A 15,897-nucleotide genomic window follows, 5' to 3' on the forward strand; every position below is an offset into this window, starting at 1 on the left:
ATGTTATTTCCGGTAGCGAGATATTTCTGGACAGAAATAAAGGTTATCGACCGCTACCGGAAAAAGTTTACACTTTAAGCAAATTCAGGACGTTATCTGTTGAGCGTTGTGGTGCTCACCCGCGTCACCGGCGAGCTGAGGCGATTTTCCCACAGTACCGTCAGACCACGCTGGAGCGCGATAAAGATGAACAGCAAAACGCCAATCGCGATTTTGGTCCACCAGGAGCTGAGCGTCCCGTCGAAGTTAATGTAGGTCTGAATCAGCCCCTGGATCGCCACACCAAACAGCGTGCCGAGTACCGTTCCAACGCCGCCGCTCAAGAGCGTACCGCCAATCACCACCGAGGCAATCGCGTCCAGTTCAACGCCCACGCCCGCCAGCGCATAGCCCGCTTGGGTGTAGATCGAGAAGACAATTCCCGCCAGGGTCGCCAGCCCTGTTGATAGCATGTAGATGCGGATCGTGGTGCTGCGGGTGGAGATCCCCATCAGATTTGCCGATGTCGCGCTGCCGCCGATAGCGTAGACCTGGTTGCCAAAACGGGAGCGGTGCGCAAGGAACATGCCGATCACCACCACGCCGAGCATCAGCAGGCCCATCGCGCTCAGACGACCGCCGCCAGGGATTTTCCACGCCAGGCTGGAGAGGGTGTCGTAGATCGGATGGTTGATTGGGATCGACTCTTCCGATACCAGATAACTCACCCCACGCAGGAAAAACATCCCGGCGAGGGTAATGATAAACGCCGGGATTTTCAGAGCATCAATCAGCAGGCCCATAAACGCACCAAACGCGCAGCCCATCACCAGCACCAGCGGGAAAGCCAGCAGCGGCGAGATCCCCCAGAATCCAATCGCTTTGGCGAGGAACACGCCGGTAAAGGCGATCACCGACCCGACGGAGAGATCGATCCCGCCGGAAAGGATCACGAAGGTCATGCCGACGGCGATAATCCCCAGAAAGGCGTTATCAGTCAGAATGTTGCAAATCACACGCGTCGAGGCGAAACCGGGGAATTGCGTCAGGCAGTAGAGATAGCCCAGCACAAAGACGCCCAGGGTGATCATGAGCGGTAAGTTACGTTTTATCATGGCCGCGTATCCCCTTGATGATGCTAATAAAGCGCGACGACTGGACAATCAGTACGCAGAGCACAACCACCGCTTTGACCACCTGATTCAGCTCCGGCTGGAAGCCAGAGAGCAAAATACCGGTGTTCATTCCCTGGATAATCAGCGCGCCAATCACCGACAGCAGCAGGTTAAAGCGCCCGCCCATCAGCGATCCACCGCCAATCACCACCGCCAGAATCGCGTCCAGCTCTAGCCACAATCCGGCATTATTGGCATCGGCACCGCGAATATCAGCGGCGACAATAATCCCGGCAATGGCCGCGCAGACCCCGCTCAGGACGTAGGTCAGCATCACCACCATCCGGGTGCTGACCCCCGCATTTTTCGCGGCGCGAATGTTGATCCCCACCGCTTCAATAAACATCCCCAGCGCCGTTTTACGGGTGAACAGCCAGAACACGACAAGCGTCACCAGGGCAATGATCACCGGCGTCGGAAACAGCAGCAGCCTGCCGCTACCGAACCACGCTAGCTGCGGAGAGTCGAAGGTGACGATCTGCCCGGAGGTAATCAACTGCGCCACGCCGCGTCCGGCCACCATCAGAATTAAGGTGGCGACGAACGGCTGGATCTTCAGAAGCGAGACCAGAATTCCATTCCACAGGCCCGCCAGTACGCCGGTCCCTAGTGCCGCTAAAATCACAACCGGCAGACTGTGTCCGGCAACCGTCATCGAGGCGGCTGTCGCGCCCGCGATGGCCATCGTCGCGCCGACGGACAAATCGATCCCGCCAGTAGCAATCACCAGCGTCATGCCAATTGCCAACAGCGCCACCGGTGCGGCGCGGTTTAGAATATCGATAGGGCTACCGAACAGGCGGCCATCCTGCAAAATAATCTGGAAGAAATGCGGCGCAACGAGGCTATCCACCACCAGCACCAGCAGCAGTGCCACGATCTGCGGCGTGCCGGTGGGCCAGTTAACGCGGCGCCTGGATTCGCCTGGCTGGGGAAGAGAACGGGGCATCACGATTGACTCCTTATGCCGCGATAGCATTCATGATCGCCGGAACCGAGAGTTCATCCAGCGGGATCTCTGCCACCTGCTTACGATCGCGCATGATGATCACGCGATCGGCGTATCCCACCAGCTCTTCAAGCTCGGAGGAGATGACCAGTAGCGCCAGACCGTCAGCGCACAGCGTTTCGATCAGGCGAATAATTTCGGCGTGCGCGCCAACGTCGATGCCGCGTGTCGGCTCATCGAGGATCAGAAACTGCGGTTTGGTTAGCAGCCAGCGGGAGAGCAGCACTTTTTGCTGGTTGCCACCGGAGAGGAACTCAATCGGCTGCTCGGTGCTTGGGGTGCGAATGCCGAGCTGGCGAATAAAACGCTCGGCGATGGCGACTTGCTCGCGCTTAGGGATTGGCCGCAGCCAGCCGCGCTGGGCCTGTAACGCCAGCACGATATTTTCGCGCACCGAGGCGGCGGCAATGATGCCGTCGGTTTTCCTGTCCTCCGGGCAAAAACCAATTCCCAGACAGGAGGCCCGATGGGGAGAACTCAGCGTTTGCGGTTTACCTTTGATCATCGCACTGCCGCTGTCGGCTGGTTTGATGCCAAAAATCACCTCGGCGGTTTCAGTACGTCCCGATCCTAACAGACCCGCCAGACCGACGATTTCGCCTGGGCGCACCTCCAGGTTGAACGGGGTGATGATGCCTTTTTTGCCAAAATCTTTGAACGCGGCGACGGGTTTGTCGCTCAACAGCGTCCGGCCCGCCCGCTGGAGCGCATGGGTGTCCAGCTCGCGGCCCAGCATCATTTTGACCAGCTCGATCTGCGGCAGCTCGCGGGTTTCGCGACAGCCGACAAAACTGCCGTTGCGCAGAACCGTAATGCGATCGCTGACCTGATAAACCTGATCGAGGAAGTGGGTGACGAAAATCAGACTAACGCCCTGATCGCGCAACTGGCGCATCAGAGTGAACAGCATTTCCACTTCCTGGGTATCGAGGCTGGCGGTGGGTTCGTCGAGGATCAGTACTTTGGCAGAGAGATCGATCGCCCGGCAAATGGCGACAATCTGCTGCATCGCCACCGAAAAGCGGTTCAGCGGCTCGCGCACGTCGAGGGAAAAACCGTAGGATTCCATCAGTTTGGTGGCGCGCACCTCCATCTCTTTTCGGCGCAGCAGGCCGAAGCGACGCGGCTCACGACCAATAAACAGATTATCCGCCACCGACATGTTTGGCAGCAGGTTTACTTCCTGGTAAACCGTCCCGATGCCCAACTGTTGGGCGTGGGCGGTATTTTTCGGGGAGATGGCGTTGCCTTCAAGAAAAATGGTGCCGCGATCGGCGTGGTACACGCCGGTTAACGCTTTGATCAGCGTCGATTTCCCGGCGCCATTTTCACCGAGCAGCGCCATAATTTCACCGCGACGCAAGCTGAAATCGACGTTATCCAGCGCTTTCACGCCGGGGAAGAATTTGCTTAATCCTTCGGTTCGGAGGATTTCCTGGTGTTGTTCTTGAGTCATGATTCCCCCTGCATCACGCCGGATGGCGCTACGCTTATCCGGCCTACAAAAATGCGTACTGTAGGCCGGGTAAGCGCAGCGCCACCCGGCATTTTTCCTGGCTGAGAGGCCTTAGTAGCCCATGTTTTTCTTCTTCTCTAACTCTTCTTTCGCCGTGTCTGGCAGGTAGAGGGTGGATTTAGTGATAGTCAGCTGTTCAGGTTTGGTGCCGTCTTTCTTGAATTTCTCAAGAGCATCAAACGCCGGACCGGCCATGTTTGGCGTTAGCTCGACACTGGCGTTCGCTTCGCCGTCGATCATCGCTTTATAGATATCCGGCACGCCGTCGATAGAGCCGGTGAGGATATCTTTGCCCGGTTTCAGGCCCGCTTCTTTGATCGCCTGAATCGCACCGATCACCATGTCGTCGTTATGGGCATAAACCATGCAGATATTTTTGCCGTTGTTTTCAGCCTTGATGAAGCTCTCCATAACCTCTTTACCTTTGCTGCGGGTAAAGTCACCGGACTGAGAACGGATGATTTTGATGTTTGGCGCTTTGGCGATGGCTTCCGCAAAGCCTTTCTTACGGTCGATTGCCACGCTCGCGCCGACGGTGCCCTGCAGCTCCACAACGTTACACGGCTTGCCATCGACCTGCTTAATCAGCCAGTCACCGATCAGCTGCCCTTCGAGCACGTTGTTTGCGGTGACGGTGGTCATATAGAGAGATTTGTCTTTCACATCAATGGAACGGTCGAGCAGGAACACCGGAATTTCAGCGTCTTTGGCTTCTTTCAGCACCGGTTCCCAGCCTGTCGCCACCACCGGCGCGATGAAAATGGCGTCAACGCCCTGGGCGATAAACGAACGCACCGCTTTGATTTGGTTTTCCTGTTTTTGCTGGCCATCGGCGATTTTCAGCGTGATGCCGCGCTTTTGGGCCTCGCTTTTCGCGACGTTGGTTTCAGCCGCTCGCCAGCCAGATTCCGATCCGACCTGTGAAAAACCGACGGTTAATGGTGCGGCCATCGCCATAGACGACATGGCTGCCGAAACTGCTGTGACAAGAAGTAAGCGCTTCCACATAATGATGCCCTCGTAGCCCAGGTTATTGTTGGTCAAAAGATGTTCTGCGAAAAAACTATAGCCAATGGAATATGTAACGGATTGCGTTACATCACACTTCGGAAAAGTGAATAAAACGTTAATCACAAGTTTGTAATCGCTTTCATTCGCCCATTAAATATGCGGCTGAGTTTATGGATTTTCCTGTCATGGAAAGGTTCTGAAAATGGCGCGGGGATGCGGATGAGAATGAAAACAGGCGGAGACTTTCAGCGCGAGTTGGCTATAATACTCGCCACTTGTTTAGCATACACATAGGACACTCACATGAGCTTACTCAACGTCCCTGCGGGTAAAGAACTGCCGGAAGACATCTACGTTGTTATCGAAATCCCGGCCAACGCAGATCCTATCAAATACGAAATCGACAAAGACACCGGTGCGCTGTTCGTTGACCGTTTCATGTCCACCGCGATGTTCTATCCGTGCAACTACGGTTACATCAACCACACCCTGTCTCTGGACGGTGACCCGGTAGACGTTCTGGTCCCAACTCCGTACCCACTGGCCCCAGGTTCTGTGGTTCGCTGCCGTCCGGTTGGCGTACTGAAAATGACCGACGAAGCCGGTGAAGATGCGAAACTGGTTGCCGTTCCGCACACCAAACTGAGCAAAGAGTACGATCACATCAAAGATGTGAACGACCTGCCAGAACTGCTGAAAGCGCAGATCACTCACTTCTTCGAGCACTATAAAGATCTCGAAAAAGGCAAATGGGTTAAAGTTGACGGCTGGGACAACGCTGAAGCAGCGAAAGCTGAAATCGTTGCGTCCTTCGAGCGCGCCGCTAAGAAGTAATTCTTACGCCCTATGCTAAGCCCCGCGAGTCGGGGCTTTTTTGTGTCTGTCATTCTGTATCCCCTTAATATCTGACCGGTTATTGACCTACCAGAAAAGGTAGTCGCAGTTCACATTACTCATTTGATAATGAGAGTAGATATCATTATCATTTGCACTTCGTAAATAACTGTGAATAAACGTCAATGACCCTACACAATGTGAAGACCCTTAAAGCCTCCCTCGCACTCGCCGTTGCTGCGGCTTTCATGCTGACCAGCGTGTCTGGTTACGCGACCCCGCTGCCGGAGAAAGACTTTGTCACCCAGCCCGTGGGCCACGGTGTTTATGAACTGGCCTACGACGGACAGGCGAAAGTGCTGTTCGCCGCCAGCGCCCCTTCGTTTGATAAAGACAAAACCACAGGCAAAATTTACAAGCTGGACCTGGAAGACCTGACGGGAACGGGCGTGATTGAAACCACGCGCCGCGCGTTCGCCACCGCGCTTGACGAAGAAAATCACCTTCTCTACGTGGGCAACACGCTGGAAGGCTCCGTCACCGTCATCGATACCCAGACCGGCAAAGAGCTGGCGGTTATCCAGCTCGCCGACACCAGCAACCCGAAAGATATCGCCCACACCCGCGAAATGGTGCTCGATAAACAGCATCACCGCCTGTACGTCACCGCCGTGGTGGAGAAAGGCATTGTCTGGGTGATCGACACCGAAAAGCGCCAGCGGGTTAACACCCTGACTGACATGGGCGAATACCCGACCGGGCTGGCGGTAGACGCTGAGAAAAATCGTCTGTATGTGGTTAACGGCAAAAATGGGCTGATTGTCGTGGATACCCAAACCGACAAAATCGTCAGCCGCTTCAACGTCGAACCAGAGAAAAAACACTTCTTCCTGAACATCGCGCTGGACAGCAAAAATAACCGCGCTTTCCTGACTGATCCGGATTTACCGAACGTTCTGGTGGTGGATATCACGACCGGCAAAGTGCTTGATCATATCGACGTCACCAATTCTCTGGCGGTGCTTTACAACGAAAAGCGTAACGAGATTTACGTCACGCACCGCAACGGAAAACTCATCAGCATTATCGACAGCAAAACGTATCAGGTGAAAAACAGCATCGCGACCAGCGCAATGCCGAACAGTCTCGCCCTCTCTACCGACGGTAACGTGCTGTACGCCAGCGTTAAACAAGACGAGAAAGAGGCCAAAGAGAAGCCGGATTACGTCATCAGAATCGCCCTCGATAAGCTCTGATTCCTTCACCAACCACACCCTGCGGCGTAAGACCGTCGGGTGTTTTTTATTTTTCCTTTTGGGTTTATGGCTATGAAAACGCGTCAATTAATTACGTTCACAGGCATGGTGGCGTTAACCGGCACACTGGTTTTACCCGCACAGGCGGATGATGAAATGGTGGTCACCGCGACCGGCTTTGCACAGCAGAAAAAAGAAGCCCCCGCCACGATTTCCAGTATCGATCGCAAAACACTGGATATTCAGCCCGACCAGACCATCGGCGATGCGATTAAAAATATCCCCGGCGTATCGGTCTCTAACGGCGGCAGCGATATGGCCAACGGCAGCATTATGATGCGCGGGATGGACTCAAGCTATACGGCGTTTATGGTCAACAGCGTAAAGCAAAACACCAGCGAATCGCGGCCTTACGGCCAGGATATCGGTGCAGAAGCGGGCTTTTTACCGCCGATGGAAGCCATCGAGCGCATCGAAGTGATTCGCGGCCCGATGTCCTCCCTGTACGGCTCTGATGCCATCGGCGGGGTGGTCAACGTGATCACCAAAAAACCCTACGGCGTAGCAGACTGGACCGGCGCTATCGCCGCCAACACCTGGCTGCAGGAACATAAAGATCTCGGCAACACCAGCCAGCTGAACCTGTTTGCGATGGGGCCACTCATTCAGGACAAACTGGGTTTAAGCATTGCCGCTGACGGATTGGATCGCCGCGACGACGAGCGCCAGAATTACTTCGGCAAGCACAACCGCAAATCGGTGGATGCCACGCTCGGCCTGAAGGCCAGCGAAAATAACCTCTTCGATCTGAATGTGGTTGTGGGCGAGCAGGAAAAAAATCGCACCAAAAAACGCGGTACGCCGTGGATGTGGAAATTCGATCGCGACGCGGTGACCCTCACGCATACCGGCTGGTATGCAGATGACACCATTGCCACAACCAACTACATCAATTACGAAAAAGGGCGTTCGAAGTATCTGCTGGACAACACCTCGCCCGAATATGTGCAGACGGAAAACACCGTTGCCAACTCGCAAACTACGTTCACGTTGGATAACCACAAGCTCACCGTCGGGGCCAACTTTACGCGCGAAGAGTTAAACGACCATTTCTACGAGTCGGGCAAAACCCTGCCGGGCGTGGAGCCGGTAACCAAAGTGACGCGTAACGGCTGGGCGCTGTTTGCAGAAGATGCGTGGACGATCAATGATTTTACCCTGACCACTTCCGCGCGTGGCGATTACGACAGCTACTTCGGCGCGCACGTAACGCCAAAACTGTACGGTAACTGGGCAATCACCGATGCCTGGGCGCTGAAAGGCGGCCTCTCGGCGGGCTATAAAAAACCGGAGCTGCGCGCTACCTCGGATCAATTCGTCACCCCGCACGGGTCAACGCCGCCGTATCCGTTCCTGACCGTGGGTAACGACGATCTGAAACCTGAGAAAAGCATCAACGCCGAAACGGGCCTGTACTGGACCGGAGAATCCGTGTCGCTGGACGGCACCGTCTTCTATACCCAGTTCAAGGACAAAATCTCCGAGCAGACCATCTGCGAAACCACGTCCACTCACCAGTGCGAAGTGAACGGCTACAAAGCGGATTCCGTGGATAAATATTTTAACGTCAGCAAAGCCGACGTTTACGGTATCGAGCTGAATGGCGACTGGCAGATTACCGCCGACCTGAAAGCGAACGCGAACTACACCTATAACCACAGCGAGCAGAAATCCGGCGTGGATAAGGGTTACGCGCTGAATGATTTCCCACGTCACATGGCGAACGTGTCACTGACCTGGGCAACCACGCAGTCTCTGGACCTGTGGAGTAACGCGAACTACCGCAGCAGCAACCGTGACAGCAACAGCGGCACGGAATATGAGGCTTACACGCTGGTCGATATCGGCGCGCGCTATAAGCTGAATAAAAACACCCAACTGTTGGCGGGAATTTATAACCTGTTTGATGCAGACCCGAAACGCACCACCTCGTGGGGCGATTACGGGCAGCTCGAAGGACGTCGATACAATCTTGGGGCAAGGATTGAGTTTTAATTCTGCGCTTCTAATAGCTGACAGCATGCTGCCAGGAAACCGCCCGGCGGCACTTCGTTTGCACGGGCCTACAAAACCGTAGGCCGGATAAGCGTAGCGCCAGCCGGCAGCTGTTCAGCATAATTGCAGAACAGAATGCGTAGCATCTCGCAAAAAACAACGCCACCCGAAGGTGGCGTTGTTCATATCAGTACTGGTCTCTGTCTAACCAGTTACCGCTTTCAATCAGTTTCAATCCATCGACCGGACGCTGGTACACGTACATCCATGCACTGCCATACGGGGTCTGGATCAACTGGCGTGCATATTCCCCGCCCCTGGTGCGCAAGGCATCAAGTTCGGCAAGCGTCGCGTTATCAATACGATAAACTTCACCCTGTACCGTTCCGTTCCCCGGAACCGCGCCTGGATAGTGGCCCAGACTGTACAACTGGTAGTTCTCGATATTGTAATTTCCCAGTAACTGGGCGTTGGTCATCCAGTGACTGTTGCCCTGCCTGGTTCGTAAACTGCCGTATACAAATATTCGCATTGCTAAAACTCAAACTGATAGAGCAGATCGAGCGCCTGGTCTACGCCAGACACCGCTTCCAGATATAGCTTAGGCATCAGCCGATAGCGTAACGTGAGAGTTGCCAGTGAGTCAAAGATCCCCACGCCGTATTTCACCTGTAGACCTGGCAGTACATAGCCGCTGACCACCACTTGCGAAGAGTCACCGACTCCCTGGGTGTCCAGCGCCAGATTGCTTACGCCAAACGTCTCGCCGATTTTACCCACAACCTGCCCACTTTGTGCAACCCCCAGGCCAACTAACATTGACGTCATCGCCGCACTATCGCTCTGCTGGCTGTCCAGACCCTGCCCGCGCAGCAGATAAGAAAGCGCTTCCTGCTGCGACATCGCCGGATCGGAGAAGATTTCCGCTTTCGGCTCGTCGGCTGTTCCGGTGACGCGTACCCCGGCAATCACGTCGTTTTCGGTGGATTCAGGGTTACGAATCGCTTCGATATTCAACAGCGGCTGATCCGGCGGGCCGGAGAACAGCAACTCGCCTTTACGCACAATCAGATCCTGCCCGTAAGCGTGGAAGCGCCCTTCCGGTATATTGATCTGTCCGTTCAGGCCCAGCCCCTGCTGGTCCTGCGCTACTTTCAGGTCGCCGGTCAGTCGCGCTTTCAGACCAAACGCGTCAAGCCGCACGTTGTTGCCGACGTGAATAGTCAGATTACTGTTAATCGGAATCCCAGCGCTTTTAGTCTCGACCGGCTTCAGATCATTATTAAGCATCACCTCATCGCTGGAGACACCAACGGCGCTTTCCGGCACGTCATGAACCACGATGCGCGCCCACGGCACATCGACGCGGCCATCGAGGGTAAACAGGCTTGGTGTCGCTTCGAAGACCACATCCGGGGAAACGTCGAGGCGCACCATCGGCGGCACGGTGATGCGCACCCGGCTACCTTTCGCCGCCACGCGCGCGCGCCAGTTATCAATCTGACTCCAGTCTGCGTCGCCGCTCAGGTTGATCTGCCCCTGCTGGGTACGCACCACGCCCGCGAGCGTCGAACTCATGCCGTTGAAGTTCATAGAAATCTGGCTCGGCTGCATATCAAATGGCATAAAGTTGCCGTCGATATCCACGCCGTTGAGCTGCATCTGACCAAACAGCTGCGGGCTTTGGGCATTGCCACCCAGACGCAGATTAGCGCTGAGCATCCCGGCTGCCTTTTCACCGCGCGAGAAGATTGGGTTGACCATCGCCAGGTTCATATTGCGGATATTGACGTTGCCGCCCAGATTACGTCGCCCTTGCGGATCGGTAACCTGCACCTGGCCGTCGAACTGACCGTTGTTGGCCAGACGAATCAGCCAGCCTAGCTCTGCCCGGTTGTTATGCAGATCCGCCGTCAGATTCAGGGTCTCGAACGCTACCGGCAGCGGCGCGTCGTTCACCGTCTGGGTCACTTTTACGTTACGTCCAGAGAGCGTGACGTTGCCCTGCGGAAGCCCTTCTTTGGTGGTGTCCCACGATACATCGGCTTTACCGCTGAAGACGCCGCTGGCTTCGGTGGTCTCCGGCATAAACGGTTTCAGCATCGCCAGATCGAAGCGGTTGAGATTCACCACCGCGCGCCCTTCCGCGCCCGCATCAATAGTCTGCGGCACGCACAGCTCGGCGTTCGGGTTGGTCCAGCAGTGCGGCCCGATGCTGATTTTCTGCTCGGCGTTGCGGTAATCCAGCGCGATGGAACGGGAGAGCGTAAGCGGCCCCACCGGCGTGGTGAAGCGGGTATTATCCAGAACCCCTTTCCAGCGCTCCTCTTTGCGGTCGAAACTGCCCGTCAGATGCAGCTGACCAGAAACCGGCTCGCCCTGCACGCGCAGCTGGAGATCGTGCTGCTTCTCGCTGCCTTTGGCATCCAGCGTCACGAGGCTGATGTTCACGTCCGGCTGGGAAATACGCTCAACGCGCAGATTTAAGTTGCCCGCGATTTGGTCGGTGGATTTGACGTCACCTTTCACCAGCACGCGTGCGACGGACAGCTCCTGCCAGCGCAGATTGTTGGCGGTGATATCCGCCAGCAGCTGCGGTGCGTCAACGGTTCCGCGAATTTTCACTAAGCCTTTCGCCGTTCCGCCGAGACCCGGCAGGGCGTTGTCGAGATTCGGCGCATCGATGGTGGCATCCAGATTGAGATCCTTCACCCCCAGCTCACCTTTGATATCCGCCGTATTGCGCCCCAGGGCCACGTGCAGATGCGGGATGATCCACTGTAAATAACTGTTCCCGCGCAGGGAGCCTTCGACATTGACTTTGTTCTGCTTCACGTTGCCGGTGAGTTTGATCTCCGGCACGTCCATCTGCCAGCTTTCGCCGTACAGACTGCCGCGCGTTTTGATGGTTCCGTCGAGCTTCGACGGCCAGTCAGGCACCTCTTTCGCTGTGTTGATCCCTTTCAGGTTCAGCTCGCCGCGCCAGCTGATCGCTTTCTGCCAGTCGAGCAGCGCGGTCAGTTCAGTTTTACCTTCCAGCGCCGCCACGGTGAGTTTATCGAGATTAATCTGCTGCTCGTTACCCTTCGCATCGAGGGTAATATCCGCTGGCGGCAGGCCTTCGCCCTTCACCGAGGTGCGGAACGACAGGGTGTAATCGGTCATTTTGCCGCTCAGCTTGAGCTTCAGCTTATCGGCCTGGAACTGTTTTTCGCCGGTAAACGGCCAGTAAAGCTGTTCGCTCACTAGCTCCAGATTCAGCGGTAAACCCGCTTCCGCTAACTTTGTCTGCCCGCGCAGCACCATATCCACCGGGCCGGAGAGATTGACGCCGAACTCCAGTTGCTCGCGCAGCGCGCCGCCCACTTTGACCTTCATTTTCTCGCCTTTCAGCGGGTCGATGTTGAGGGCGCTGTTGAGGGTAATATCCACCGGCCAGTTGTCGCGCAGCAGCGCCTGTCCGGTCGCGTTAACGCTCCCCTGGTTGGTATCAATATCCAGCGCGTCGAGCTTCATGGTGCCGTCGATACTGCTCACTTTCAGCAGCATGTTGAACACGGTCAAATCTGTGTCGCCCGTCAGGCGCAGCTGTTCGCCTTTGAACTCTTCGATGTTGAGGTTAAGCGGCAGATGAACGTCGGTCATCTCCGGCAGCACCGGCTTCGAGAACAAGTCTTTCAGCGTCTCGCCGAGCGGTTTTTCTTCCGGCTGTGGGTTCTGAATTTTCGGTTCGACGATCTCTTCCTGCGCCACTTTGGCGACTTTCGGCAGGGCAATCAGCAGCCCCTGCAGGGAAGTTGGCGTCAGGGTCAGGTTCTTCTCCTGCCAGCGCAGGCCGGAGGTGAAATCCATCACCGAAACGGTGGTGTCGTCGATTTTGATATTGACGTTGTTGAGCGCCACGCGGTACAGCGCGATCGGATAAGGCGTAGAGAGATTGAGCGGACCGCTCTCCTCTTCCTCCACCGGCGCAGATTTCGGCATTTTCTTCGAATCAATCGCCACGTTCACGTCGGTTAACGACAGATCGTTGACGCACAGGCTGCTGTCGCGCAGGCAGCTAAGCTTCACCGCCAGGTGGAACTCGCCCGCGTTCACCGCCACGCCAGGCTGTTGATAGCGGATATTCTTGAGGCGCAAATCGCGCCAGCCGCCCGTCACCTGGCCGATCTCAAGCCCTGGCACCCAGCGGTTCGCCGCGTTAAACAGCAGATGCAGACCTGTGGTGGTCCCCACCAGGAACGCTACCGTGCCGAGCAGCAGCACGATAAAAATCAACACGCCGAGGCTTATCTTCTTCCATAAACTCATAATTCAGGCCCCAGACCGATGTAAAACTGTAAACCGTGTTCGTCTTTATCGCCGACAGGAACGGCGAAGTCGAGCTTGATCGGCCCGACCGGTGACTGCCAGCGCACGCCGACGCCTGCGCCTGTTTTGAAATCACTTTTGCGGATATCACTCACCGCTTCGCCGCCGTCCACGAACACCGCGCCCCACCATTTTCCGCTGACGTTGTACTGGTACTCCAGCGATCCGGTCGCCAGTTTAGAGGCCCCCATCAGCTGGCCTTTGTCATTTTTCGGGGAGATCGATTTGTACTTATAGCCGCGAATACTGCGGTCGCCGCCCGCGAAGAAACGCAGGTCCGGAGGCACGCGTTCAAAGTCGCCGGTTTCAATCCAGCCGAGGTTGCCGCGCGTCACGAAGCGGTGTTTGTCGTAAAGGGTACGAATCCAGACGTTTTGCGCCTGCACCACCGAGAAATCGACGTCCGAGCCCCAGGCGGTGTTGGAGTAATCAATGGAATAGCGCTGGGAATCGCCCCAGGTTGGCATCAGGCCGCCGCGCGAGCGGGTGCGGCTGATCATCACGCCCGGATAGAGCAGCATGGTGGTGTTGGTAACGTTAGCCTGGGTAAAGTGGTCGAGGCTCCAGCGCAGATTAATCGCCCGCTGCCAGCCGCTGGAAAGGTCCCAGAAGCGCGACAGGGCAAGCGTGGTGGAGTCGGATTCCGTATCGTTCAAGTCGGTGCGCTTAAAGCCGCCCTGCACCAGGTAATACTGCTCCAGCGGGTTCTTCAGCAACGGCATTTTGTAGCTGAAATCGAGCTGCTGTTCCGGCGCGGAGATACTGGCGCTGGTGGTGAGACTGTGGCCGTAGGAGTTCATCCACGGCTTTTTCCACGTTGCTTTCACGCGCGGACCGACGTCCGTTGAGTAACCCACACCGGTTTCGATGGTGTTTTCGGTGCGCGGCGAAACGACGCCGTGCAGCGGTAAGACTTTGGTTTTGCGCGCCTTGTCAAATTCGGGTGCCACGACGACGGAGTTAAACCAGCCGGTTGCCGACAGACGACGGTTCAGCTCGGCCAAATCTTTTGACTGGTAATAGTCGCCCTCTTTGAAAGGGATCAGGTTTTGCAGATACTCGCCACGGATTTGCGAGCCTTCGAAGGTGACATCACCAAAACGATAGCGCTCGCCGCTGTCGTAATCGATATCCCAGAACGCCTGACGGCGGTCGAGGGCAACCCCGAGCTGGCTTTTGTTGAACTGACTGTCGAAATAGCCCTTACGCAGCGCAACGCTGGTGAGCTCTTTTTTGAAGTGGTCGTAGTCACCGTGATTCAGCACAGTGCCGACCTTTGGGCGCGTGCCCAGCAGATCCAGATAATCGCGGTCAGTACGCGCACCGCCGCGCAGCACCACGTTGGTGCCGCCGATCAGCACCGGCTCGCCTTTGGATACACGAGCAATCAGCACCTGACGACCTTTGGCCGGAGGCGGACGTAAATCGAAATCAATGGTAGGTTCGTAATAACCGAGCGCTTTCAGCCCTTCGCGGATCGCATCATCCACGCGTGCGCGAAAGCGCCGGTCCGGCGTCACTTCATCACTCTCAATCGTTGAAAGCTGTGCACGCACGTTTTTTTCCAGCGTCCCGGATAACCCCTCAACCTGCAAACGGACATTCGCCGCGCTGGCGACTCCGCTTGTCAGCAATAAACTGACCAAACATAACTGGCGGATCTTTGGCACGTTCTCTCCTGAATATCCTTGTTTCCACCCCTGGAAGCAATTGAAGTGCCGCTCCGCGGCGTTTCACGGCATAAAAGCCCAAAACCCATTCACTGGGTTGAAAAATGGCCGACAGGCCTAATATTTCTTATGTTTAAATCTAGACTCATTCAGCGTATTTATTGTGTTCAATTAAACGCTCCATGACAACCTTAACTGAAACATCGCTGCCCCGGAGGCCCAACCGTGAGTTTATTCGACAAAAAGCATCTTGTTTCTCAAGCAGATGCACTGCCGGGACGTAATACGCCAATGCCGGTCGCCACATTACACGCCGTTAACGATCATTCGATGACCAATGTCCCGGACGGGATGGAGATCGCCCTGTTCGCGATGGGATGCTTCTGGGGCGTCGAACGCCTCTTCTGGCAATTACCGGGCGTCTACAGCACGGCTGCGGGTTATACCGGCGGTTACACGCCTAACCCAACCTATCGCGAAGTGTGCTCGGGTGACACTGGTCATGCGGAAGCCGTGCGCGTGGTCTACGATCCGGCGGTCATCAGCTACGAACAATTATTGCAGGTTTTCTGGGAAAACCACGACCCGGCCCAGGGCATGCAGCAGGGTAACGATCACGGAACTCAGTATCGTTCCGCCATTTATCCGCTGACGCCAGAGCAGGACGCCGCCGCGCGCGCCAGCCTGACCCGCTTCCAGGAGGCGATGCAGGCCGCGGGCGATACACGCCAGGTCACCACCGAAATCGCCACCGCAACACCGTTCTACTATGCGGAAGACGACCACCAGCAGTATCTGCACAAAAACCCGTACGGCTATTGCGGTATCGGCGGAATCGGCGTTTGCCTGCCGCCACAGCTGGCCTGATTATCTCTCCCGCGCCACGCGAGCCGCGTGGCGCGCCTCTGCCCGCCCTTTTTTTAGTAAAAATGTGACCTCTGGCGGATTTACACTCGTTTACGCTATACTACCCGCTGAAATAATCGGCTCAACGCTACGAGCCGATGTTCAATGTGTCTTC

Annotated in this window: 11 protein-coding genes; 4 read left to right on the top strand and 7 right to left on the bottom strand. The window is 56.1% G+C overall.

The annotated features are described in order from the left end of the window. Nucleotides 1-92: 92 nt before the first annotated feature. The 4 genes from yjfF to ytfQ form a co-directional block, all read right to left on the bottom strand. Nucleotides 93-1,094, bottom strand: a complete 1,002-nt coding sequence (gene yjfF, locus JBO43_RS08290; protein ID WP_202674101.1) for a galactofuranose ABC transporter, permease protein YjfF — start codon at nucleotides 1,092-1,094, stop codon at nucleotides 93-95. Further along, nucleotides 1,081-2,106: a galactofuranose ABC transporter, ATP-binding protein YtfT gene (gene ytfT, locus JBO43_RS08295; protein WP_095280530.1), complete on the bottom strand. Its 1,026-nt coding sequence runs from the start codon at nucleotides 2,104-2,106 to the stop codon at nucleotides 1,081-1,083. The genes yjfF and ytfT overlap by 14 nt, the downstream gene beginning before the upstream one ends. Before the next feature lie 10 nt (nucleotides 2,107-2,116). After that, nucleotides 2,117-3,619: a galactofuranose ABC transporter, ATP-binding protein YtfR gene (gene ytfR, locus JBO43_RS08300; protein ID WP_103947890.1), complete on the bottom strand. Its 1,503-nt coding sequence runs from the start codon at nucleotides 3,617-3,619 to the stop codon at nucleotides 2,117-2,119. A gap of 111 nt (nucleotides 3,620-3,730) precedes the next feature. Next, complete coding sequence (gene ytfQ / locus JBO43_RS08305) at nucleotides 3,731-4,687, bottom strand: galactofuranose ABC transporter substrate-binding protein YtfQ (protein WP_095284160.1); 957 nt, start codon at nucleotides 4,685-4,687, stop codon at nucleotides 3,731-3,733. Nucleotides 4,688-4,993: 306 nt separating this feature from the next. Between ytfQ and ppa the strand changes: the two genes are divergently transcribed. The 3 genes from ppa (at nucleotide 4,994) to JBO43_RS08320 (ending at nucleotide 8,835) form a co-directional block, all read left to right on the top strand. Next, nucleotides 4,994-5,524 (top strand): inorganic diphosphatase, encoded by a 531-nt coding sequence (gene ppa / locus JBO43_RS08310; protein WP_064324598.1) that lies wholly within the window; start codon nucleotides 4,994-4,996, stop codon nucleotides 5,522-5,524. 185 nt (nucleotides 5,525-5,709) lie between these two features. Continuing rightward, nucleotides 5,710-6,780: a 7-bladed beta-propeller protein YncE gene (yncE, locus tag JBO43_RS08315; protein ID WP_202674102.1), complete on the top strand. Its 1,071-nt coding sequence runs from the start codon at nucleotides 5,710-5,712 to the stop codon at nucleotides 6,778-6,780. Between the two features lie 72 nt (nucleotides 6,781-6,852). Next, nucleotides 6,853-8,835, top strand: coding sequence for a TonB-dependent receptor domain-containing protein (locus JBO43_RS08320; RefSeq protein ID WP_095284159.1), 1,983 nt, complete (start codon nucleotides 6,853-6,855; stop codon nucleotides 8,833-8,835). A gap of 187 nt (nucleotides 8,836-9,022) precedes the next feature. Here the strand turns inward: JBO43_RS08320 and JBO43_RS08325 are convergent, their stop codons facing one another. From JBO43_RS08325 to tamA, 3 genes are read right to left on the bottom strand one after another with little or no spacing between them, the layout of a single operon-like run. Next, entirely contained in the window at nucleotides 9,023-9,367 is a 345-nt protein-coding gene (locus JBO43_RS08325) for a gamma-glutamylcyclotransferase family protein (protein ID WP_095280525.1), read from the bottom strand. A 2-nt stretch (nucleotides 9,368-9,369) separates the two neighbouring features. Then, entirely contained in the window at nucleotides 9,370-13,146 is a 3,777-nt protein-coding gene (gene tamB, locus JBO43_RS08330) for an autotransporter assembly complex protein TamB (RefSeq protein ID WP_202674103.1), read from the bottom strand. Further along, the gene (gene tamA / locus JBO43_RS08335) at nucleotides 13,143-14,876 is read right to left on the bottom strand and encodes an autotransporter assembly complex protein TamA (protein WP_202674104.1); all 1,734 of its coding nucleotides are present in this window, start codon (nucleotides 14,874-14,876) and stop codon (nucleotides 13,143-13,145) included. Before tamA ends, tamB begins: the two co-directional genes overlap by 4 nt. Before the next feature lie 225 nt (nucleotides 14,877-15,101). On the opposite strand from tamA, the gene msrA reads away from it, so the two are divergent. Next, the gene (gene msrA, locus JBO43_RS08340) at nucleotides 15,102-15,743 is read left to right on the top strand and encodes a peptide-methionine (S)-S-oxide reductase MsrA (protein WP_095280522.1); all 642 of its coding nucleotides are present in this window, start codon (nucleotides 15,102-15,104) and stop codon (nucleotides 15,741-15,743) included. The last annotated feature ends 154 nt before the right edge of the window (nucleotides 15,744-15,897 follow it).

The organism is Lelliottia jeotgali (assembly GCF_016771845.1).
GTDB lineage: Bacteria > Pseudomonadota > Gammaproteobacteria > Enterobacterales > Enterobacteriaceae > Enterobacter > Enterobacter jeotgali.

What these genes read in the sequence shown, in the direction of transcription:
- tamB (WP_202674103.1), bottom strand. Translation starts at nt 13,146, where the DNA reads ATGAGTTTATGGAAGAAGATAAGCCTCGGCGTGTTGATTTTTATCGTG.
- yncE (WP_202674102.1), top strand. Translation starts at nt 5,710, where the DNA reads ATGACCCTACACAATGTGAAGACCCTTAAAGCCTCCCTCGCACTCGCC.
- JBO43_RS08320 (WP_095284159.1), top strand. Translation starts at nt 6,853, where the DNA reads ATGAAAACGCGTCAATTAATTACGTTCACAGGCATGGTGGCGTTAACC.
- ppa (WP_064324598.1), top strand. Translation starts at nt 4,994, where the DNA reads ATGAGCTTACTCAACGTCCCTGCGGGTAAAGAACTGCCGGAAGACATC.
- ytfQ (WP_095284160.1), bottom strand. Translation starts at nt 4,687, where the DNA reads ATGTGGAAGCGCTTACTTCTTGTCACAGCAGTTTCGGCAGCCATGTCG.
- yjfF (WP_202674101.1), bottom strand. Translation starts at nt 1,094, where the DNA reads ATGATAAAACGTAACTTACCGCTCATGATCACCCTGGGCGTCTTTGTG.
- JBO43_RS08325 (WP_095280525.1), bottom strand. Translation starts at nt 9,367, where the DNA reads ATGCGAATATTTGTATACGGCAGTTTACGAACCAGGCAGGGCAACAGT.
- ytfR (WP_103947890.1), bottom strand. Translation starts at nt 3,619, where the DNA reads ATGACTCAAGAACAACACCAGGAAATCCTCCGAACCGAAGGATTAAGC.